Source organism: Pleomorphochaeta naphthae (assembly GCF_055396005.1).
Genome location: NZ_AP042457.1, coordinates 3,348,693 through 3,369,073, shown reverse-complemented (window position 1 = coordinate 3,369,073; position 20,381 = coordinate 3,348,693). Strand labels below are relative to the sequence as shown.

General features: G+C 29.4%; 23 protein-coding genes. 6 read left to right on the top strand and 17 right to left on the bottom strand.

All coding sequences use genetic code 11. The annotated features are described in order from the left end of the window. Window positions 1–327: 327 nt before the first annotated feature. On the bottom strand, window positions 328–1,185 hold the full coding sequence (locus tag ACZ5SO_RS15280) for a hypothetical protein (protein ID WP_464625796.1): 858 nt from the start codon (window positions 1,183–1,185) through the stop codon (window positions 328–330). A 256-nt stretch (window positions 1,186–1,441) separates the two neighbouring features. Here ACZ5SO_RS15280 and ACZ5SO_RS15275 point away from each other — a divergent pair, with 256 nt between their 5' ends. Next, window positions 1,442–2,326, top strand: a complete 885-nt coding sequence (locus ACZ5SO_RS15275) for an effector binding domain-containing protein (RefSeq protein ID WP_464625794.1) — start codon at window positions 1,442–1,444, stop codon at window positions 2,324–2,326. Between the two features lie 72 nt (window positions 2,327–2,398). On the opposite strand, the gene ACZ5SO_RS15270 is transcribed toward ACZ5SO_RS15275, so the two are convergent. Further along, window positions 2,399–3,514 carry a tyrosine-protein phosphatase gene (locus tag ACZ5SO_RS15270; RefSeq protein WP_464625793.1) on the bottom strand — a complete coding sequence of 372 codons (1,116 nt, stop codon included), beginning with the start codon at window positions 3,512–3,514 and terminating at the stop codon, window positions 2,399–2,401. A gap of 356 nt (window positions 3,515–3,870) precedes the next feature. On the opposite strand from ACZ5SO_RS15270, the gene ACZ5SO_RS15265 reads away from it, so the two are divergent. The 4 genes from ACZ5SO_RS15265 to ACZ5SO_RS15250 all read left to right on the top strand — a co-directional run bounded on the left by ACZ5SO_RS15265 (window position 3,871) and on the right by ACZ5SO_RS15250 (window position 7,317). Continuing rightward, complete coding sequence (locus ACZ5SO_RS15265) at window positions 3,871–4,176, top strand: hypothetical protein (protein WP_464625792.1); 306 nt, start codon at window positions 3,871–3,873, stop codon at window positions 4,174–4,176. 357 nt (window positions 4,177–4,533) lie between these two features. Further along, entirely contained in the window at window positions 4,534–5,517 is a 984-nt protein-coding gene (locus tag ACZ5SO_RS15260) for an ABC transporter substrate-binding protein (protein ID WP_464625791.1), read from the top strand. Window positions 5,518–5,600: 83 nt separating this feature from the next. Continuing rightward, a complete protein-coding gene (locus ACZ5SO_RS15255; protein ID WP_464625790.1) occupies window positions 5,601–6,536 on the top strand; it encodes an ABC transporter permease in 936 nt (311 codons plus the stop codon). Further along, window positions 6,529–7,317, top strand: a complete 789-nt coding sequence (locus ACZ5SO_RS15250; protein ID WP_464625789.1) for an ABC transporter ATP-binding protein — start codon at window positions 6,529–6,531, stop codon at window positions 7,315–7,317. Before ACZ5SO_RS15255 ends, ACZ5SO_RS15250 begins: the two co-directional genes overlap by 8 nt. A gap of 56 nt (window positions 7,318–7,373) precedes the next feature. On the opposite strand, the gene ACZ5SO_RS15245 is transcribed toward ACZ5SO_RS15250, so the two are convergent. The 13 genes from ACZ5SO_RS15245 to rplU form a co-directional block, all read right to left on the bottom strand. Further along, complete coding sequence (locus ACZ5SO_RS15245; RefSeq protein WP_464625788.1) at window positions 7,374–8,720, bottom strand: COG3014 family protein; 1,347 nt, start codon at window positions 8,718–8,720, stop codon at window positions 7,374–7,376. After that, window positions 8,721–9,647: an LPP20 family lipoprotein gene (locus ACZ5SO_RS15240; RefSeq protein WP_464625787.1), complete on the bottom strand. Its 927-nt coding sequence runs from the start codon at window positions 9,645–9,647 to the stop codon at window positions 8,721–8,723. A gap of 18 nt (window positions 9,648–9,665) precedes the next feature. Then, complete coding sequence (locus ACZ5SO_RS15235) at window positions 9,666–10,271, bottom strand: penicillin-binding protein activator LpoB (protein ID WP_464625785.1); 606 nt, start codon at window positions 10,269–10,271, stop codon at window positions 9,666–9,668. 12 nt (window positions 10,272–10,283) lie between these two features. Further along, window positions 10,284–11,012 carry a hypothetical protein gene (locus tag ACZ5SO_RS15230; protein WP_464625784.1) on the bottom strand — a complete coding sequence of 243 codons (729 nt, stop codon included), beginning with the start codon at window positions 11,010–11,012 and terminating at the stop codon, window positions 10,284–10,286. After that, on the bottom strand, window positions 11,009–11,815 hold the full coding sequence (locus ACZ5SO_RS15225) for a hypothetical protein (RefSeq protein ID WP_464625782.1): 807 nt from the start codon (window positions 11,813–11,815) through the stop codon (window positions 11,009–11,011). Before ACZ5SO_RS15225 ends, ACZ5SO_RS15230 begins: the two co-directional genes overlap by 4 nt. Window positions 11,816–11,822: 7 nt before the next feature. Then, complete coding sequence (locus ACZ5SO_RS15220) at window positions 11,823–12,401, bottom strand: hypothetical protein (RefSeq protein WP_464625781.1); 579 nt, start codon at window positions 12,399–12,401, stop codon at window positions 11,823–11,825. Window positions 12,402–13,011: 610 nt separating this feature from the next. Next, the gene (rsfS, locus tag ACZ5SO_RS15215; protein WP_464625780.1) at window positions 13,012–13,350 is read right to left on the bottom strand and encodes a ribosome silencing factor; all 339 of its coding nucleotides are present in this window, start codon (window positions 13,348–13,350) and stop codon (window positions 13,012–13,014) included. Further along, window positions 13,347–13,847 carry a hypothetical protein gene (locus tag ACZ5SO_RS15210; protein WP_464625778.1) on the bottom strand — a complete coding sequence of 167 codons (501 nt, stop codon included), beginning with the start codon at window positions 13,845–13,847 and terminating at the stop codon, window positions 13,347–13,349. Before ACZ5SO_RS15210 ends, rsfS begins: the two co-directional genes overlap by 4 nt. Then, window positions 13,844–14,425: a bis(5'-nucleosyl)-tetraphosphatase (symmetrical) YqeK gene (gene yqeK, locus ACZ5SO_RS15205; protein ID WP_464625777.1), complete on the bottom strand. Its 582-nt coding sequence runs from the start codon at window positions 14,423–14,425 to the stop codon at window positions 13,844–13,846. The genes ACZ5SO_RS15210 and yqeK overlap by 4 nt, the downstream gene beginning before the upstream one ends. Then, window positions 14,394–14,996 carry a nicotinate (nicotinamide) nucleotide adenylyltransferase gene (nadD, locus tag ACZ5SO_RS15200; RefSeq protein ID WP_464625776.1) on the bottom strand — a complete coding sequence of 201 codons (603 nt, stop codon included), beginning with the start codon at window positions 14,994–14,996 and terminating at the stop codon, window positions 14,394–14,396. Before nadD ends, yqeK begins: the two co-directional genes overlap by 32 nt. Then, window positions 14,990–16,081 (bottom strand): GTPase ObgE, encoded by a 1,092-nt coding sequence (gene obgE / locus ACZ5SO_RS15195; RefSeq protein ID WP_464625774.1) that lies wholly within the window; start codon window positions 16,079–16,081, stop codon window positions 14,990–14,992. The genes nadD and obgE overlap by 7 nt, the downstream gene beginning before the upstream one ends. A 27-nt stretch (window positions 16,082–16,108) precedes the next feature. Continuing rightward, the gene (gene rpmA / locus ACZ5SO_RS15190) at window positions 16,109–16,414 is read right to left on the bottom strand and encodes a 50S ribosomal protein L27 (RefSeq protein WP_464625772.1); all 306 of its coding nucleotides are present in this window, start codon (window positions 16,412–16,414) and stop codon (window positions 16,109–16,111) included. Between the two features lie 11 nt (window positions 16,415–16,425). After that, window positions 16,426–16,737 (bottom strand): 50S ribosomal protein L21, encoded by a 312-nt coding sequence (gene rplU / locus ACZ5SO_RS15185; RefSeq protein WP_464625771.1) that lies wholly within the window; start codon window positions 16,735–16,737, stop codon window positions 16,426–16,428. 145 nt (window positions 16,738–16,882) lie between these two features. Here rplU and ACZ5SO_RS15180 point away from each other — a divergent pair, with 145 nt between their 5' ends. Next, complete coding sequence (locus ACZ5SO_RS15180; RefSeq protein WP_464625770.1) at window positions 16,883–17,476, top strand: TetR/AcrR family transcriptional regulator; 594 nt, start codon at window positions 16,883–16,885, stop codon at window positions 17,474–17,476. 19 nt (window positions 17,477–17,495) lie between these two features. Here ACZ5SO_RS15180 and argS read toward each other — a convergent pair whose 3' ends face one another. Together argS and ACZ5SO_RS15170 are read right to left on the bottom strand one after the other, a co-directional pair. Continuing rightward, window positions 17,496–19,259, bottom strand: a complete 1,764-nt coding sequence (gene argS / locus ACZ5SO_RS15175) for an arginine--tRNA ligase (RefSeq protein ID WP_464625769.1) — start codon at window positions 19,257–19,259, stop codon at window positions 17,496–17,498. 78 nt (window positions 19,260–19,337) lie between these two features. After that, window positions 19,338–20,315, bottom strand: coding sequence for a biotin--[acetyl-CoA-carboxylase] ligase (locus ACZ5SO_RS15170; RefSeq protein ID WP_464625767.1), 978 nt, complete (start codon window positions 20,313–20,315; stop codon window positions 19,338–19,340). Window positions 20,316–20,381 lie beyond the last annotated feature (66 nt).

The window sequence follows — 20,381 nt, the reverse complement described above, 5'->3', positions numbered from 1 at the left end:
TTTGTGGTAAAACTACAATAGACGATAACTGGTGACTTTTTCAATTATATTTCTGAAATTTAAATTTATTTATTTCCAACTCCAATTTACTGATATAAATTAACTCCAATTTTTTAAATTTTACCCACATTTACTGATGAAGCCTCAAAATAAAAATTAATTTCTAAAAAATCTCATTTTACATTCATAAGTATATAATATAGTAAAACAAATTATGAAAATTTAAAATACTACTTGATTTGAATCTTATCTTGGATTCAAAAATAATAAAACAACCACTTACTAAAGTAGTTGTTAAAAACACAATAATATATATTGCTATATTAATTATCTAATTGTAAATCCTATTGTCGTAGAAAAAGTTGCAAGATTATTTTGTCCATATCTTCCATCTGATGAAGCAACTGACCAATTAGATCCATCATAAGCGCTTGTACCTTTAGAAGTTCCACCTAAGAAACGGAAATTAGCATATATTTCCATATTATTTTTTAAATTATATCCTGCTCTCAAAGAAGCATCTAAGATTGATCCTTCAAATTCAAAATCAGCCCCATTTATAATAGCAGAAGAAGCATAAAGTCCTGTTATATCAGCTGTTAAATTTATATCATATGGAGTTTCCCATCTAGCATAAAGATAAAGAGCTGGGACAGGACCAACATTTTGAGAAACAGCTACTTCATCTCCATTAACTTCCTTAAATACAATAGATGCGTTTCTAATTTGCAAAGCGCCTCCAATAGCTAAAGTTAAATCAGGCTCTTTTAAGATATCATATCCATAAGAAACTCTCCAAAATGGGAAACTATATTTTAATTCCATAGAAGTATCATCAAAAGTTGTATTATCGATTTTTACTTCATCTTCAAATGGCACTACTGTATTTATTTCAAATGGTTGGTAGAGAAAAGTTACTCTATGCCTTTTATTAATTACTGCTCCAACTTGAATCCTTTCAGTTGGGAAAAGAATATCTTGTCCACCTTGAGTTACATAATTAAACAAAGTCCCAGTATCCCCAATCTTAATTGTATGACTTAGAACATCTAAAAAACCTTGTTCATACTCTACAAAAAACTGAATTGGAGAATCCTCTTTATTAATTAAAGATGAATCATTTGCAAAAAGTGAAGAAACCACACTAGTGCTAACAATAACAAAAATAATTATAGCCTTTCTCATCTTTTACTCCTCTTTTAATCACAATCTTTCTAAAAAGATTATTTTTCTAATGAATAAATTATATTTTCCTAATTATTTAATTGTCAACATAAATTACTAAGTAATATCGATATAAGAGTTTAAATGATATTATTCATACTATTTTTGCTTTATAAAAATAAAATTTTATAACTAGCACCTAAAAGCACAAAATGTTAGGAATTATAACTTATGATATACTATCCTTGATATTGAAAAGAGGGAGTTAGAAAAATAAATGGATTGGATTAAAAGTTTACAAAATGCAATTGATTATATTGAAAACCATTTAACAGAGGAAATTGAGATTGAAGAAGTAGCAAAAATTGCAAACTCATCACCGTTCAATTTTCAAAGAGTGTTTTCAATATTATGTAACCTTACTTTAGGTGAGTATATAAGAAATAGACGTCTTTCTTTAGCTGGAAGTGAATTAGCTTCAACTGACCAAAAAGTAATAGATATTGCACTGAAATATGGCTATGAATCTCCGGAGAGTTTTACACGAGCTTTTGTCCGTTTCCACAAGATAACACCATCCCAAGTAAAAAAGAATGGGGGTGCTCTTAAAAGTTTTTCAAAACTTTCTGTCAAATTAATATTAGATGGAGGAAGCTATATGGATTATCGCATCGAAAAGCATGATGAATTTAAAATCATTTCAAAGAAAAAATATTTCCCTATTGTTGATATGGGAGAAACACAGAAGGAAATTCCGAAGTTTTGGGATAAGTGTAATAAAGATAACACTGTAAATACTTTACTAAACAAATATTTAGATAAAAATAGTATTTTTAAAGATGCAATTATTGGAATTTGTTTTGAAACTTCTGATAAAAAAAATGAATTTCCTTATGGAATTGGTGTAGGTTATAATGGAAATAAAGTAGAAAATAATTTTGAAATTGATACTATTCCAGCTCTTAATTGGGCAAAATTTAAATGTATTGGGCCAATGCCTACTGCATTACAAACTTTATTAAAAAATATATATTCAGAATTCTTTCCTTCAAGTGAATACAAACCAAGTGGTGGTTATTACTTAGAAGTGTACCCAGAAGGCGATATATCAGCTAACGAATATGAAAGTGAGATTTGGATATCAGTAGAAAAAAAAGATTAATATGAAAGATTAGGATACAAAATATAGAACAAAGCTATGTTTTGTATCCTTTAATATTAATAAAACAAATTTCTATTTCAAATTATTTTTTATTGCCATAATATCTTCATCACTTAAGCCAATTTTTTTCATATAATTAGCAGCTATTAAAGATAAATTTTCATCAGTAACTTCTACTTCACCAGCTATTGTTTTCAACATATTATAAGGAGTATCAGCGATATAATCATATTGCATAGTACCTTCTTCTACGCCATAATAATTAGCATAACTCAACATATAATCTGCTTTAATTTCTTCCAAGGTAGAATCCATAAGAGCTTCTAAAATAACTGAAGCAAATCCAGCTCTATCTTTACCTTCATTACAATGAATTAAATAAGGACCTTCATTTTCTCCTAAGAATTCAAAACCTTTAGCTAATTTTTTACCAAAATCTTCAGAAGAATAATCTACATCCATATCTAATAAAATAACATTACCTTCATTGTACATATCTTTATACCAAGTTATAGTATCAAAATTTTCTTTTAAGCTTTCTTCGTTATCAGCTAGATTAATAATAGTTTTGATTCCTGCTTCTTTAGCTAACTCTTCAGCATAAGGAGCTCTTGAATCACCTAAAGCTGGATTACAAGATCTATAAACAATCCCAGGTTCGATAGATCCTGCATTGATTGTTCTAAAGTTTGCAAAGACTTCGTCACTTGCATAATCACTTCTTTCTTCTGACTTAGTTAAATGTCTTGTTTTATATTCTAAAAGATAAGCTCCCTTTTCAGCCATTGATAAAGTTAATTGAGTTCCTTCCACCGCCCCTGTCTTTTTTAAACAGTTTCCATAATTAATAGCAAAATAAACATTATCATCTTTTATTCTAAGTAGAAAATTTCCAACATCTACATCACTATAGGTAGAAACAATCGGTGCACTATAAACATCCTCTCCAATTTTAATATTTACCATGTCACCATACTCATAGCCAGCTGCCATCAAAGAAGTAGCTGATAAATCTGTTTCCAAATTTCCATACTTATCTGCTGCTACAATTGAAGTTGTAACTTCACTGTAAACAACAGATGTTTTTTCCATAGTTTCCCCACCCATAGTTTTTGTAGTCGTACAACTAGGGAACAATAGTAAAAATGATACAAACACCAAAAGAATAGTTTTATTTATTTTTTTCATTTTTGACTCCTCTTAAAATATGATAATTAATTATCTATGTAATTTGTAGAGAATGCAATATACTTCAAAAAAAAATTTTTTATATCTTAAATCGAACCTTATATTTTAAGCACAAAAACAAAACTATTTTCACAAAAATGTATTTAAAAAATCTCAGAAAATAAATTTTTTAATAAACAATATTTATCATCGAAATAAAAGATAATTAACAAATTTTTAGATAATATGTTTTTTTTAGAAATTATTGTAAAATTAATCTATAAGAAACGATAAAATATTCAATTATTTATTGACGAGTTAACTGTACTATTCTATCATAATTTTAGATATAAAAGAAAATTAGTGGAGATATTGTTATGAAACGAAATGATATCGATGATGAATTGGATCTTGAAGAAGAAAGATATTTTAATGATCTTGATTTTGATGAAGAAGAATTCATCGATGATTTAGAAGCTCCCCCAGTTGGAGACTTTGACGATGACGAATTATTAGATGATATAACCGATGATGACGAGTTAATCAGTGATAATTTTTTATTTGGAGATGACGAATCTTATGAAGATGAAATCAGTGAAATAGAAGTTGATGTTGATGATTCTGAAGATTTTGATGATGATTTTGAAAATGATTTCTTTTCAAAAGAAACTGATTGGGAATAGAGTCTAATTTTAATGATAGATTGATGATACGAGATAAGTATAAAACGTATCAATTTCAAAAGCAGAATGTTTTCTATAATTAATTATAGAGCACATTCTGTTTTTTTATTTTTAATTATTTTAATAAATATAATATGTTGTAAAACATATATTAGATTCAAATAACAATTATTCTCTTTAATACAATTTAAATTAAAAATAATCTATAGTAAACTATATTTCAGAAAATATTATACTGCTACTTTATGGAAACAAAAGACTGTATATTGTTTGAATATTTTTACATTTCGTGTATATATTAATTTACAAAGTTAGATATATATAGTATATTAGCACTCATAATCGTAGGAGAGAAATATGAAAAATCACAAATTATTATCAATAATACTTATTTTAGGAATGGTCACATCTAGTCTTTTTGCACAAGGCACTACTGAAGAATCTAGTGCAATGAAAATTGGTGTTTCAAAATTATTACCACATCCAGCTTTAGATGCTGTTGAACAAGGACTTCAAGATTATTTAGCTACCACAGACTTAGAAGTCGAATATAATTTCCAAAACGCTAATGGTGATATTTCAACTGCTTCTTCAATTGCTCAACAATTAAAAAGCTCTGATTTAGATTTAGTTGTTGGAATTGCAACTCCTTCAGCTCAATCTTTAGCAAATGTATTTACAGATATTCCTGTAGTTTTTGCTGCAGTTACTGACCCTGAAAGTGCTTCATTAGTTGGAGGTAACATTTGTGGTGTTTCCGATGCAAACCCTGTAGCTGCTCAAATTAAATTATTAGTTGAATTAACCGGAGCAAAAACTATTGGTAATGTTTATGCTAGTGGTGAAGCAAACGGTGTAGTATTAATGGAAATGGCTAAAGCTGCTTGTGAAGATTTAGGAGTAGAATTTGTAAGTTCTGCAGTATCTAACACTAGCGAAGTAAAAATGGCTGCTCAATCTATAATAAATAGAGTTGATGCTATATATGTTGCTACCGATAACACTGTTATTTCAGCTGTTGCAAGTATTGATGATGTTTGTAACAAAGCTGGAAAACCATATTTAAGTTCTGATCCAACTAGTACAGGAGACCTTGATTGTCTTGTATCATGGGGATTTAACTACTATAATCTAGGATTAGCAACAGGTAAAGTTATAGAATCTTGTTTAACAGGTACTGCACCTAGTGAAATTGGTTCTGTTTTCCTTACCGATCCATCTGATTTTGAACTTTGGTTCAATTTAGACGTAGCTGAAAAATTAAATATCACAATTAGTGATGACCTATTGAATTCTGCTTCTGTCATTATTAAAGATGGAGTTAAAACAAACAAAGAATAAATATTTTTTATTTATCTTTTATTATTTTTCTTAGGATGCCACCCAGGTGGCATCCTGTCATTGTTCTTATATAGAGGTATTTTATGATTGAAGGGATTTTTGTAGATGGATTAATATTTTCCATTATGGTTTTAGGAATTTTGATTTCCTTTAGAGTTCTCGATTTTGCTGATTTGACTTGTGATGGCTCATTGGCAACAGGAGCCGCTGTTGCAACTATGCATATCATAAGTGGTGGAAGTATATTTTTTGCCTTAATTTTAGCATTCTTAGCTGGAACACTTGCTGGTATGGTCACAGCTACAATACATAACACATTTAAAATCCCAGGTTTGCTTGCTGGTATTTTAACTATGACAATGCTCTATTCCATAAACTTAAGAATTTTAGGGAACAAAGCAAATGTCCCTTTATTAAGAATTGAGACTTTCTACACTGTAATCCCAGAGAAATTTAGTTCAGTATCTTCTTCTGTAGCAGTATTAATTGGAACTCTTTTAGTCGTTCTATTTATCAAAACCATTGTCGATGTATTTTTTAGAACAGATTTAGGATTGGCAGTTGGTGCATTAGGTGGAAATGAACAAATGGTTATTTCTCAAGGAATGAATCCAGATTATCTTAAACTTCTTGGAATCGGAGTTTCAAATGGTTTAATTGCTCTATCCGGTGGTCTGTTAGCTCAATATCAAGGATTTGCTGATGCAAACTTAGGTCAAGGAATGGTTGTTCAAGGTCTTGCTGCTATAATGATTGGTGAGTTCTTATTTAGTAGTAACAGAATTTCCTTAATTACTCTAAGAGCTATTCTCGGTGCTATTATTTATAAAACATTAATGTTCTTCGGTAGAAAATATGGATATTTGATAAATATAACACCAAATGATTTTAAATTATTAACAGGTATCTTAGTTATTGCTTCTCTTTGGATTGCCAAAAGTAGAACTTCAGCAAGTGTTAGAGCTGCAAAAAAACATGCCATAGAGAGAACTCAACAAGGAGAAAAAACTGATGATTAAATTAGAAAATCTGACAAAAGTTTTTTACCCTGGAACTGTAAATGAAAAAATTGCAATAAATGGGGTAAGTTTAGATATAGAAGAAGGAGAAATTGTATGTATTATTGGATCAAATGGATCTGGTAAATCTACACTTTTTAACTTAATTAGTGGCACTTACCCTCTCACAAACGGTAAAATTTCTTTTAATGACCACGATATTACAAAAACTCCTGAATACAAAAGAGCCAAATACATTGGAAGAATTTTCCAAGACCCAACAATGGGAACAGCAGCGAATATGAGTATCGAAGATAATATGATTACTGCATCAACTAAGGGGATGAAAGGACTTAAAATTAGTCTGAACAATGATAAAAGAAAACAATTTAGTGAATTGTTAATACCTATTGGATTAGAAAATAGACTTAAAGATAATGTAGGTTTATTATCAGGTGGTCAAAGACAGGCTTTAACTTTATTAATGACTGTAATGAGTAATCCTAAACTTATTTTACTAGACGAACATACAGCAGCTCTAGACCCTAGAAATGCTGATATTGTAATGGAGTTAACGGAAAAATATATTGTTGAAAAGAATTTAACAGCTATGATGATAACCCATAACATGAAATTTGCTATAGAATTTGGTACTAGATTAATCATGATGGATGAAGGGAAAATCATTTTAGATGTTCAAGGGGAAGAAAAGAAAAAATTGACAGTTGATAAACTTGTTGAAATCTTTAGAAATATCAAGAATGAAGAATTTAGTGCTGATGAAGAATTACTGAACGTTTAATAATATTTTTAATATTATTTTTGACGGCTCTTGAAAGTTTTTAAGAGTCGTCTTTGTTATTTAGCACTTAAGACTTCTACTAAATTAGCCTTGTTTTTTTCCACTTTGAAATCTTTTATCTTTTCTTGATAAACTACATTATTATTACTATTTAAATAATTTACTTGAATATCATATTTTCCAGGTTCAAATACAAATGAGCCTATCCATGACATTGATGGAAAGAAATGAGAACTTCTTAAATCACCAGAGCCTTCTGCTACGTATGAAAAAATAGTAAATAAACTACTAAATAGTGAACTTTGAACTTCTGTTTCTCCTTCTTCAAGCGCAGAAGAATCTACTGCAGCTTTTGCTATCTCCCTAGAAATAGCTCTAAAATAAGCTCTAAAATATTCCCCACTACAAGTTTGTTCCATTGTTTCAAATGCAATTTTCTCAAGATTTTCAAAAGGTTCTAATTCATATTTTTTCCCATCAATTATAACTTCAATTTTCTTAACAATTGAACCTCTAGCTTTAGGAACAGAATATACTACATTAGTATGATAGGCTTTATGATAAATACCATCATCATCAACATATTCATCTAAAATCAAGACATTTCTATCAACCTTTGTTTGCTTGATTGGTGCTAAGCCTGAGAAAGCTATGAAATTAATTACACTTTTATTTTTATCTAAGGTCTCTAAAACATCAAAAGCTTCGTATTTATCTTTCATATAGTAAGCAGATAATAGCTTAGAAGTTGCTTGTGCTTTTTCCCTAGATATTCTAAATGTATCTAAGTCTCCATATTCAAATGCAAATAAACTAGAAAGATAATAACTTAATGCAGAGGAATGGAAAGACGAGTCAAAAGATTTTAATTTATCGTCAACATCCTTTACATCCTTTTGCGCTAATTGATTCTCTAGTTCAGCTTTTAATTTTGGAAGAGTTTGTTCTCTAAGTTGTAACTTTTCCAAACTACGTCGGACTTCAACCATAGCATCTTCAATATTGTTAAGATGATAATAATTCAATGATAAAAAAATATTTGTGTAAATATTTTCATAAAAAGGGCTATCATAATCTCGAACACTCTCATTTAAGAGATAAGAGCCAACTGAGGCAGAAATACTTTTAGTAAAACTATCCTCAATTGCTTTCTCAGCTTGGCTTAAACTATTAATTGAAAGTTTATAATCATTAGAGGCATGAGTAATTATCCCTTGGTCCAAATTATATATTATAGTCCCCTGGGCTTTTTGAACTTTATCTGAATTTAAAAGAAGATATCCATACGCCTTTTCATAATCTCCTTGATAATAAGAGGCTTCTATATCACTATAATCAAAAAAAGTACTACAACTTGTTAAAGTTATTGAAATAATTAATAAACGCAATATTACCTTTCGCATTTATAAAAGTTCTCCCTGAATAATTTCAACTACCTTCTCAATAGCCTTCTCTTGAGCATTTGAATCACTTATACCAATAGCTTTTCCGTTTTTATCATAAGATATAACAACAACGGAATTCTCTATAACTTGTACTTTTAAAGTAAAATTACATTGATAAAGCCCATCTTTTGGAGGTGCATTACTACTATTATAGTCAAGTGTTAGGATTGCTTTTCCCTCGTTGATGGAGATACCATTATCTAACAACATTGTCTCGACAGCTTTTTGCAATTGTTCTCTCGCAAAAGAGTTTTCACTTTCAACATTTAATGAGAGACTTAACTCTTGTTTTAAAGCTGTTATCTTTTTTTCAATTGATAATAAAGGAGAGGTAACAGTTGACTGCTCTAAAACAGAAAGTTGATCAAAGTAAGATTGTATTGACATAGCTAATTTTCTAGCTCTCAATAAATCTTGTAAATATTCAAAATCACTTTCTTTTAGCTGCATTAGACTTGTTATCTCATTATTGGTTGGAGTAATTTTCTCTCTAATCTTATTGATAGCGATTTTTTTATCTAATGCTACTCTTACAAAAAATGTTCCTTCATTATTAACATAAGTATTAACTACTTTAAGTCCCATCAAATCGTCGACTGATGTATCTATATATCCACGAGAGGACATAGAAGAAGTTGTATCATTATCAAAAGTTACCAAAGCATTTTTTATACTTGTATTAAAAATCTGCGATATTGTAACACTTGCATTTTCTTGAGCTTCTTCTTTAGTAGATCCGGAACCAACTGCACAAATATAATCTGTCTTTGTATATGTAGCATCATATTGATTTATAAACCAACTTGGTACGTTACTACTATTTGTGGTTTCACAAGATATTAGAATTATACTTATTAGTATAAGTAAACCAACTTTAGTTTTCACAATATTTTCCTTTATTTATTAGAAACGATAAGAACTTCTTTGTACTTTCTTTTTAACTGTATCTTGTCCTAGCCAAACTTTTTCACCAGTTTCAATATTAATTAGTTCCATATCTACATAATATGTTCGAATTGCAGTTTTTGAAACTTGATCTAAATTAAATTTTACACTTCCTTGAAGCATAAAATCAGCTCCAACTTCTGCACCCAATTGTGCAGCAGTATCACTACTTGCATTATATTGTTGATCTAATTTTTCCTCTCTAACATCATCTCTAAATTCAAAGTCGGCTACTGTTTTAACCTTTCCTGAGTTAACCAAGGCCATTTCGAATTTTTTACTTATTATGGTAGTATCCATATGCTCGCTTGATCTATTTTGAATATTACCTACTATAACTGTTGGCTTAATATTGTCATTTTCCATTAGGTAATCTAAAATCCAAGGGGCTGTTAAGCATTCATTAACTAGATTTTCGCTTACAATTCTAATATCAGTGTCATTCCAATAACCAGATAAATCTTCATTATATTCATCATCTAATCTACTAACTCCTGTAGTTGCACAAGAAGTTAAAACCAATGCACTGACAATTAAAATTATTAATAACTTTATTTTTTTCATATATTATCCTCATTATTCTTCATTTAATATTTTTGATAGACTATCTACCATTTCATCAACATCTATATCCTCTAATTGTTTTTCTAACAATGCAATTTCATTGTTTTTTTCTTCAATTACAGTTTCCATAGCTTGAGATAAAGCTTCTAATTGATCTTCTTTATTCTCACTATTAGCTAAATTTATTTGTTCTAAGGCTTGAGTGTTTCTCTCTTTTGCTAGAGCTAAAGCTTCAACAGCTGCAATCTTTCTTTTTTCTAAATCGCGTTTGAGATTCTCAGCCTCTGCTTTATATGCATCTTGTAAATATTTCTTTTCAAATGAGGCAATTACCCAAATTGCATTCGAGTTCGGATCTTGATAAACATCTTCAATAATCACATTTCTGAGGGTAGTATTTGCAACCTGTAACGAAATGTTTTCAAAAGCTGTTAACTCTTGTGTGTTATTTAGAAAACCAGCTTCATTAGTATAATTTTTTACTGCAGTATTAATTAGAACAGAAACTTGTCTTGCTATCTCATCTCTTGCCTGAGCTTCAGCTCTCATCTTACTGTTTACAGGATTCGAAAGCTGTCCCATACCAACTCCGTAAAATCTCCATTTATCTACTGGTGTTACAACAGTCCAATATGGAGCTCCATCTTCTGTAAATTCAGGGTGATCTTTTAAATATGGAGATTTTGATACACAACTTACTAATAATAAAGTCGTAAATAATAAAATTATAATTCTCTTCACTTATCACTCCTAGTGTCTTTCATAATGATTAGACTATAGAATATGTTATTTTGTTTATCATACCAATAATCTATATTCGTCAATTCTGATACAACTGCTAATTCTTTTTGTATTTTACTTTCTTTCGATAAAGTATATAAATCATTTTGTTTTAAATAATAATAATTCTTTATATATGAATCTATATTTCCAAATTGAGAGGAAATATCATAAATTGCTTCATGATCCGCGGCTAAAAGTGAATCGCCTATAAGTCGGTAACCTAAGGTAGAGCCAACACCAACTATGTATCCATCGATTTCCGGTCGATCGTAAACCCAAGTTGGAACACCGCTTTCATTATATTCAGGTTTATAGACTCTCTCTTTTCCTTCTTCTCGTGTATCTCTAGCAATTACTATGCAACCAGCCTCTTTATCAAAATATATTTCTAAAATTTCTAGAGATTTTATTATCTCTGGGAGATGTTCATCTTGATATACAAATAATTCATCTGTATCAAAATACGTATAATTAAAATCTGATGAATTTTCACTAATCAATAATTTGCTTAGTACAAGAAACTCATCTATCAAAATATCTTGTGCAACATTCAATATTGCAACTTCAAGCATTTTTTCCTGAGTTACATAGGGGTTAGAAACACCTACATAAACATTATCTTCATAAGAAGATAAACTAACTAAAGATAAAATATCTTGAGTAGTTGACTTATTAACTTGTTGTGTTTCCTCTACTGTCGAAGAAACACAACTAGTAAATAAAATTATTAATGAAAATAAGTATACTAAATACTTTTTCATTATTTTATTAAATTTCACCATTTAACAATTTTGCAAAAGCTTCAGTCATTTTTTTATTTGCTTCTTCTGCAGCTTCATTTTGTTCAAATTTATTTGTGATAGCTTCTGAAGCAGGTTCGAAAGCCTTTTCAACATTACTTAATGGAATTCCCATCAATACATAAACTGTTCCATCATCACCTTGGTATAACTTTTCTCTAGTTACTCCATTTAAGGTACTTTCTGAAACTTGTACTGAGATAGCTTCAAAAGCATCAATATTTTGTCTATTATCTCCAGATCCAGCGTCATTTACGTAAGTTTTTATGACTTCTTTTACACTAGTTTGAACCCATTCAGAAATTGCAGTTCTACCTTCAGCTTCTGCTCTCTTAATAGCTGTTTGAAGATTTGCAGCTTTTGCTGTTCCAATAGCATAATGCATATCTGCAGAGTTTGGTGTACTTAAAATCCAGTCTGGTAAATTATCTAAAGCAGAATTTGTCTTTTCTGGGGCAACTACAGGTGCAGCTTCTTTAGTAGTTGAACAACTTGTGAAACCAAAAACAGAGGCTACAACCAACACGATTAATAATAATTTTCTCATATATTACTCCTATTATTATATAAATTATAAACTATATAAATTAAAAAAGCAAAAGAAATCAAAATTTTCAAATGTAAAATAATACCTATTACACAAATATTTATTGAGCAAATAGAAAACAATTTTTTTTTTGTAATTAAATTAAAAAATTATCAAGTATACAAATATTTGGGCACTAGTTATTTCAAAAAACATATTAAAACATTTGTTCTAAATTATATTTTAAATTATTTTTTTTATTTAAAACTTGTAAATCATAGTTATGTATCATAAAAATTTTTTAACTAATCGACAATTATATCAATTAGATAAATAATAATTAAATATTTTTTTGCACAAAATATTTATTAACATAGAATTTAATTAAGAATATACCTTACCATTTACTTAAATATAAGTAAAATTAATTTGACATGATAAAATATTTTATATTTACTCAATAAAAATATTTTATATTTATATAATATTTTGCTATTCATATTATTATAAAAAAGCCCATATAAATAAGAATTATAAAATGAGCTAATCGTTTAAGCTTTAAACTTACTTATATGGATTTTTGAATAAAATTTATAGTCTACTTAATTATCAAAATATTATTTGTTAGATTTTAATTTTCTGTTTCTTTCCATAGTTTTTCTAATGAATAAAAATCTCTTAATTCTTCACTCATTAAATGAATAACAATAGAATTACAATCAATTAACTCCCATCCATCTCCAGCTGGAGTTTTATGTCTATCATTAACTTCTAGACCTAAATCATTTAAAACAGACCATAATTGGTGAGAAACACCTCTTAAATGCCCAACACTTGTTACAGTTGCTATAATTAAGGCATCTGCCCAAGAACAACGATTCTCAACATCAATTACATTAACATCTTTACACTTTTGGTCTTCTAAATATTCTACAATCTTATCTACATCATTCTTGATTTCGCTTTTCATAAATCCTTCCTTGTTGATAGTTTTCTTACTTGATCTAGCCACAATGCTAAATGATTTGCACTATCTTTTATTTCATCTATATCATCAAAATAATAAACTGTTTGTTTATTTAATTTATCAGTAAATTCTTTAATATCAAGACCCTTTGCTTGATACAACAAATTTTCTATTTTAGGCTCTAAACTCTTTTTATTTTCAATAAAAACTTGTGTTAGAGATTCTTCATCACTTCTATATTTACTTACTATATCTATGATATTAGTTACTACATCTTCTTCAAGTAGAATTACTTTATTCACTTGTAAATTTAAAATTGATAGCAACTTATCCTTATCTATTACTCTATTATCATATTTAATTATAACGCACGACTCATCATTTAAAATAAATAAATAATTCTCTATTGTTCCTTCCACTTGTAAAGTATAATCAAGAGTTTCTTGTTTGGTGCAAGAGACTAAAAGAAAGAATAACAAAAGAATTAATATCTTTTTCAAAAGGTACCACCTTCTTTTAAATAATCATAAAGCCCCTGCGTTGATTTAGCAAAACTTAAAGCATTATCTTTAAAGTGGTGTTTCATCTGTTTTAATACATTTAAACAAATTACTTCTAATGACTCCATTTTAATATATGAGACTCTTTGCTCATCTGTTAAAAATCCACGTCGAGGCTCTAGATAATCAGCTAAATAAATTATTGCTCCTAACTTCCCCATATCTTTATTTCCAAGAGTATGCCATCTAATAGCTGTTTCATATTCTTCAAAGCCCATGTGTTTTACAATTGATGCACCAACTGGAGCATGAAGTAACACAGGATGATGAACTTCTTCCTTTTCTAAAGTGATTGAATGTTCTTTAGTATATAACAACAAGTCACCAGCTTGCCAATTTCGAGCTATATCATGCAAAAGCCCACACTTATAACAATCATCCTTATCTAGTCCTGTGTTAAATCTAGAATTTAGATAAACAGCTGTTTGAGCAACTGAAACACAATGTAAAAATCTTTTTGGTTTAACTTTACTTTTTACGTATCGTTCAACTTCTGTACAACTCATGTTGTTTGACATAATCCAATACTCCTGGGGAAACTAAAGACGAAATATCTCTATTTTCTTTAACTAAAGCCCTAATTGTTGAAGAGGCATCTTCAAAAGCTAAATTATCAACACTTTCAAAATCTATATTTTCTATATTTAATTGTTTATTACTTCTATTACAAATAACAAACTTTACCATTTCTTTTAATTTATCAAAATTATACCATTTTGTTAATGAACCTACTAAGTCATCTCCCATTACCAAACCTAATTTTGAATTAAATTCATAATTTTCATATATATATTTTACAGTATCATATGTATAGGAATAGCCTTTTCTTTCAATCTCACAAGTTTCTACAATTATATCTATATTTTTGTCCTCAGGATATATCTTTTTATAATCTTCCAAGGCTAAGGTGATCATATTTAGTCTATCTTGAGAATTTGTAGCTTTATAACCTGCTTTAAATTTATTAGCAAATAAAGGCACAAGAATGAATTTCTTGTACCTTGTTTTTTGAAATACATTATGAATCAAGTGGAGATGTCCTAAATGAATAGGATCAAAACTACCACCAAACATTGCAGTATCTACCATGAAAAGTCCTCATCTTGGCTTTCAGGGTAATAAGCGTCTTTATCTACAACGGTAGTAAAACCACCCTCGACTTCTTCGCTTCTAAGCTTAGCAAGTTTTTCATCATTATCACTTACAATTTTAATAAATGCTTGTTTAACTTCTTCTACCCCAATATCAAAATAAACACATAATCCAATTACTTGTTTATCACTATATTTCTTCTTTAATTCAGAAAGTCTCTCTTCAGTTCCTTCTTCATCAATATGTGTTCCAATAATAACACTTGGTTTTTTAACTAATTCAGGACTATATTCTTTTAATTCTTCATACAATTTTTCATATGCAGTTAAATATCTATCATCAGATAAGTCAATTAAAAAAGCTAAACCAGTTGTTCTACTTATATGTCTTAAGAATTTATAGCCCATTCCTGAGCCTTTACTTGCACCTTCAATAATACCTGGGATATCTGCTAAAACTAAATCATTATCTCCATATCTCATCATTCCAAGTTGTGGAATTTTTGTTGTAAATGGATATCTTGCAACTTTACTTCTAGCATTTGTTAAAGCATTAAGTAAGGAAGATTTACCAGCATTTGGATAACCTACAAATCCAATATCTGCGATAACTAGTAATTCAACACCAATTCTTAAAGCCTTACCTGGTTCCCCAGTTTGAGCAAATTTGGGAGCTTGTCTTGTTGAGGATCTAAAGTGCCAGTTTCCTAAACCACCTCTTCCACCTTCTAAGAAAGTCCATCTATCCACACCAGTTAAATCTTTTATGATTTCACCAGTTTCTGCATTTTTTATAACTGTACCAGGAGGTACTGGAATTTCAATATCGTTGCCATTTGCACCATAACATCTTCTTGAAGATCCATTTTTACCATGTTCTGCTCTAAATACTCTAGTCATCTTAAGATGAGCTAAAGTTCTAAGATTGTTTTTGACTACAAATACTACATCACCCCCACGGCCGCCATCGCCACCGTCAGGACCACCTTTTTGAACGTATTTTTCACGTCTAAAAGATACACAACCGTTGCCCCCGTTTCCAGAGGCAACGTCTAAATAGGTTTCGTCGGAAAATCCAAACATATGAACCCTTTACCGTATTTTGTACTCTTATTCACTTACAAGGCATTTGCGGTTAGTGAAATCATTAACCACTACTTTACCTTCTACAGCTTCAATAGTAACGTATTTTCTATTTTTTCTTTCAATAAATTTTACTTTACCATCAATTTTTGCAAATAGAGTATAATCTGAACCACAACCTACGTTTTCACCAGGGTGGAACTTTGTTCCATGTTGACGTACTAAAACTTCACCAGCAGTAACTAGCTGTCCGCCAAAACGTTTAACGCCTAAGCGTTGTGAGTTAGAATCGCGACCATTCTTAGAGGAGCCGCCACCTTTCTTATGTGCCATTTCTTCTCTCCTTACTTAGCGATTTGTTCAATCTTGATCAATGAGTATTTTTCGCGATGACCTTGAGTCCTACGATACCCTTTTCTACGATGGAACTTATAAACTTTAATTTTTTCACCCTTAATGTCTTCTACAACTGTTGCAACAACCTTTGCACCTTCAACATAAGGAGCACCAAACTTAGCACCATCTTCGCCAACTAGAGCCAAAACGGAGTTGTATTCAAGCTTTGAACCTGCTTCTTGATTTACTAAATCAACTTGAACGGTATCGCCTTCAACAACTTTGTACTGTTTTCCGAGAATTTCAACGAGTGCGTACATGTTCTCTTTACATCCTTGTTTAATTAATTTCTTCCCAATTTATATCAATTAATTAAATTAACTACAAGTAAATTTTTTAAATAAAACATTAAAAGTTAAGAAATTAATCATTGATTAACTACCGAACGGTCGTTATAGTATATTTATGACAAATAATAAAACAGCTTTAAATATTTTAAAGACTATGATAAGTGAAGGATCTAAGAAAGGGTTAGATAATGTTTCATTATCTATTCTTGCAACTAAGTTAAGCATTGCAAAAAGCACTATATTTTCTCATTTTAAAAGCAAAAATGATATTATTGATGAAATGTATAAATATGGGAAAAAACTTTCTAGCAAAAATAAAGTTACTTTCTCTTTTGAAGGAGAAAGTAAAGATGTGCTAATAAAAGTTGTAGATCATTGGCATAGTATTTATTCTAATAAAACCCTATTTGATTTTTATAGAATTGTTGAAATGCAAAAATTTATCGATCCAAGAGCTAAAGAAATTTCTTTAGCAATTGATAGTATGATTGTATCCCAAACTAGAGTTGTTTTAGAAGTTTTAAATGAAACTGATAGACTTAATATTAGTGAACTTGATTTAGCTATAGAAAGCTTTGCCTCTACTTTTATCAAATATTTAAAAAATGAACTCTTTTTAGAAAACGGGGATTTGATTTGGGAAGAAGAAAGATATGTTGCAAGATTTGTAAAGCAATATGAAAAGACACCTCAAACTGAGGTGTCCTAGATAAAAAGTAATAATTAAATTACATAGTTTCTAAATAAGTTATTCCAATTAAGGCAAATGAATTTTTAATTACTTGTAAAATCATTTTTGCTAATGTGATTCTTGCAACTACTAATTTTTTATCCTCAGCCATTAAAATCTTATTATCATGATACCACTTGCTAAACATTTTAGAAATGTCATAAAGGTTTGAACAAACAATAGCTGGATTAAAATTAGCACCGGCTTTTTCAACTATTTCAGGGAAAGATGCAACCATTTTTACAAGCTCTCTTTCTTCTTCATTTTTCAAAAGAGATGGATCAAATTCAACATCTTTATATTCATCTTTTTTCTCTTCAAATTTTCGAAGCATTGAAGAAATTCTAGCACCCATGTATTGTAAATAAGGACCTGTGTTACCATTGAAAGAAATACTTTTTTCTGGATCAAAAGTCATATCTTTTGTTGGATCTACTTGTAATAGGTAATAATTTAAAGCACCTAAAGCAATAGCATTAGCTGTTTTATCTAAACCATCAACTAGACCTTCTCTCTCTTTATTTTGGATTTCTTTCTTTGCTAAATCAGCAAGATTATCAAATAAATCATCTGCATCAACTACTGTTCCTTCACGACTTTTCATCTTACCGTTTGGCAAGTTAACCATACCATATGATAGGTGATGTAAATCTTTAGCCCAAGAATATCCTAGTTTTTCTAAAATATAGAAAAGGACTTTAAAGTGATATTGTTGTTCACTTGCTACAACATAAATCAATGATTCAAATGGCCAGTCATCATGTCTAGAAATAGCGGTTCCAATATCTTGGGTCATGTATAAAGAAGTCCCATCACTTCTAAGTAAGACCTTTTTATCTAAACCAATTTCTTCTAAATCAATCCAAACAGAGCCATCTTCTTCTTTATAAAAAACACCATCTTCTAAACCTTTTAGAACTTTGTCTTTTCCAAGTTTATATGTTTCACTCTCATAATAATACTTATCGAAATGGACACCTGTTTTTTCATATGTTTGAGCTAATCCATCTAAAGTCCAACCATTCATTTTATTCCAAAGATCAATAGTCTCTTTATCTCCTTCTTCCCATTTAACAAGCATTTCTTTTGCTTGCTCTACAGCAGTTGGATCTTCTTTTTCCCATTTTGCAAACTCAACATAGTATTTACCAACTAAGTGATCACCTTTAATACCGGAAGACTCTGGAGTTTCTCCGTTTCCAAACTTCTTATAAGCAAGCATACTTTTACATATATGTACACCACGGTTATTAATTAAATTAACTTTTTTAACATCAGCACCATTTGCTTTAAGAATAGCAGATACACTCTCACCTAAACTATCATTTCTCATATGGCCTAAATGAAGAGGTTTATTTGTATTTGGACAACTAAATTCAATCATTACCTTCTTGTTTTTAAAGAGATCACTATTTCCATAAGAATCTTTATCTGTAAAAACTTTATCTTTTAAATCTTTTATCAAAGAGGTAAAATCTAATCTGATATTTAAATAAGGACCAGCAAGGATTAATTCTCCTGAAGGTCTATTTTCAAGTTTTTCAATTCTTTCTTTTATAGTTTGAGCAATTTTTGCAGGAGCCATTCTAAATTGCTTTGCATAAGCAAATAAAGGGAAAGCAATATCTCCTAATTCTGGTTTAGGTGGAACTTGTATTGTTAAAGGGGCTAATGTGACATCTTCATTAACTATTTCTTTAGCACAAGCTTGTAATTGATTTTCAATTATACCTTTCCACTGCTCTTTTATTTCTTGTAACATTATTCTGTCCTTATTTCTATTATTTTTTTAATCGCTTTATGATACTAATAACATTTATTCTATTCAAGATAAAACTACCTATTTTGTGACTCTTAATGTAACTTCTCCAGTTCCAAGTTCTATCTCTCTTCCATCTTCTACTTCAACTATTAAATGAGCATTATCATTTATTGTTTTTGCAATACCTGTTTGAGTTGTATTATCTTTATTATATATGATAACACTTTTCCCAATTACATTAGATTTTTCACGATATTCATTTAAAAAAGTTTTATCTGGTAATTGATTCCAAATTTTATATATTTCGTTAACAATTTCTTTAACTAAACGTGTTCTACTTACGTTATTTGGAATAGCTTGCTCATTTTTATAAATACTAGTGACAATATCTTTAACATCAGGTGGAAAATCTTCCATTGGAGTTGAGAAATTTATACCAATTCCAACTACCATGGATTTAATTTTGCCAACTTCCATATCTATTATACCTTCACTTAAGATACCACAAACTTTCTTATCATCGATAAAAATATCATTAACCCACTTTATCTTACACTCTCTATCACAAACTTTTTTAATAGCACGAGCTATTGCTACAGCTGCAATACTCGTTATTAATAAATTATCCTCATTATTATTATGAGAATCAATTAGAAGACTAAAATAAACACCACCATTTGGAGATATAAAAGTTCTACCTCTTCTTCCTCTACCACTAGTTTGTTTAGAGGCGACAACTAATGTATTATTAGTTTTTCCCTCACTACTTAGTTTTTTACAATAAGAATTAGTTGAATCAATTTCATCAAAGTAATATATGTCGAAATTAGGTAGTTCTTTTTTTAAGCCATCTAATGAAAGTTTTTGAGATTCTCTAACTAAATAATATCCCTTGTTAGTTACAGCATTTATTAAAGCACCTTCTTTTCTTAACTCAGAAATAGCTTTCCAAATTGCGGTTCTACTAACATTAAAATAATCAGCTAATTGTTGTCCAGAAACAAATTCTTCACTTCTTGTCTCTAAATAATTTAATACTTTGTTTTTTAAATTCATAATTGCTCATAGAATATATTGATTTAAGTGTTTTTTCAATGATAGATTAATTAAGATTTTAATTGT

Coding starts and splice junctions, on each gene's coding strand:
- ACZ5SO_RS15280 (WP_464625796.1), bottom strand. CDS start 1,185: ATGAGAAAGGCTATAATTATTTTTGTTATTGTTAGCACTAGTGTGGTT.
- ACZ5SO_RS15275 (WP_464625794.1), top strand. CDS start 1,442: ATGGATTGGATTAAAAGTTTACAAAATGCAATTGATTATATTGAAAAC.
- ACZ5SO_RS15270 (WP_464625793.1), bottom strand. CDS start 3,514: ATGAAAAAAATAAATAAAACTATTCTTTTGGTGTTTGTATCATTTTTA.
- ACZ5SO_RS15265 (WP_464625792.1), top strand. CDS start 3,871: ATGAAACGAAATGATATCGATGATGAATTGGATCTTGAAGAAGAAAGA.
- ACZ5SO_RS15260 (WP_464625791.1), top strand. CDS start 4,534: ATGAAAAATCACAAATTATTATCAATAATACTTATTTTAGGAATGGTC.
- ACZ5SO_RS15255 (WP_464625790.1), top strand. CDS start 5,601: ATGATTGAAGGGATTTTTGTAGATGGATTAATATTTTCCATTATGGTT.
- ACZ5SO_RS15250 (WP_464625789.1), top strand. CDS start 6,529: ATGATTAAATTAGAAAATCTGACAAAAGTTTTTTACCCTGGAACTGTA.
- ACZ5SO_RS15245 (WP_464625788.1), bottom strand. CDS start 8,720: ATGCGAAAGGTAATATTGCGTTTATTAATTATTTCAATAACTTTAACA.
- ACZ5SO_RS15235 (WP_464625785.1), bottom strand. CDS start 10,271: ATGAAAAAAATAAAGTTATTAATAATTTTAATTGTCAGTGCATTGGTT.
- ACZ5SO_RS15225 (WP_464625782.1), bottom strand. CDS start 11,815: ATGAAAAAGTATTTAGTATACTTATTTTCATTAATAATTTTATTTACT.
- ACZ5SO_RS15220 (WP_464625781.1), bottom strand. CDS start 12,401: ATGAGAAAATTATTATTAATCGTGTTGGTTGTAGCCTCTGTTTTTGGT.
- rsfS (WP_464625780.1), bottom strand. CDS start 13,350: ATGAAAAGCGAAATCAAGAATGATGTAGATAAGATTGTAGAATATTTA.
- yqeK (WP_464625777.1), bottom strand. CDS start 14,425: ATGTCAAACAACATGAGTTGTACAGAAGTTGAACGATACGTAAAAAGT.
- nadD (WP_464625776.1), bottom strand. CDS start 14,996: ATGGTAGATACTGCAATGTTTGGTGGTAGTTTTGATCCTATTCATTTA.
- obgE (WP_464625774.1), bottom strand. CDS start 16,081: ATGTTTGGATTTTCCGACGAAACCTATTTAGACGTTGCCTCTGGAAAC.
- rpmA (WP_464625772.1), bottom strand. CDS start 16,414: ATGGCACATAAGAAAGGTGGCGGCTCCTCTAAGAATGGTCGCGATTCT.
- rplU (WP_464625771.1), bottom strand. CDS start 16,737: ATGTACGCACTCGTTGAAATTCTCGGAAAACAGTACAAAGTTGTTGAA.
- ACZ5SO_RS15180 (WP_464625770.1), top strand. CDS start 16,883: ATGACAAATAATAAAACAGCTTTAAATATTTTAAAGACTATGATAAGT.
- argS (WP_464625769.1), bottom strand. CDS start 19,259: ATGTTACAAGAAATAAAAGAGCAGTGGAAAGGTATAATTGAAAATCAA.
- ACZ5SO_RS15170 (WP_464625767.1), bottom strand. CDS start 20,315: ATGAATTTAAAAAACAAAGTATTAAATTATTTAGAGACAAGAAGTGAA.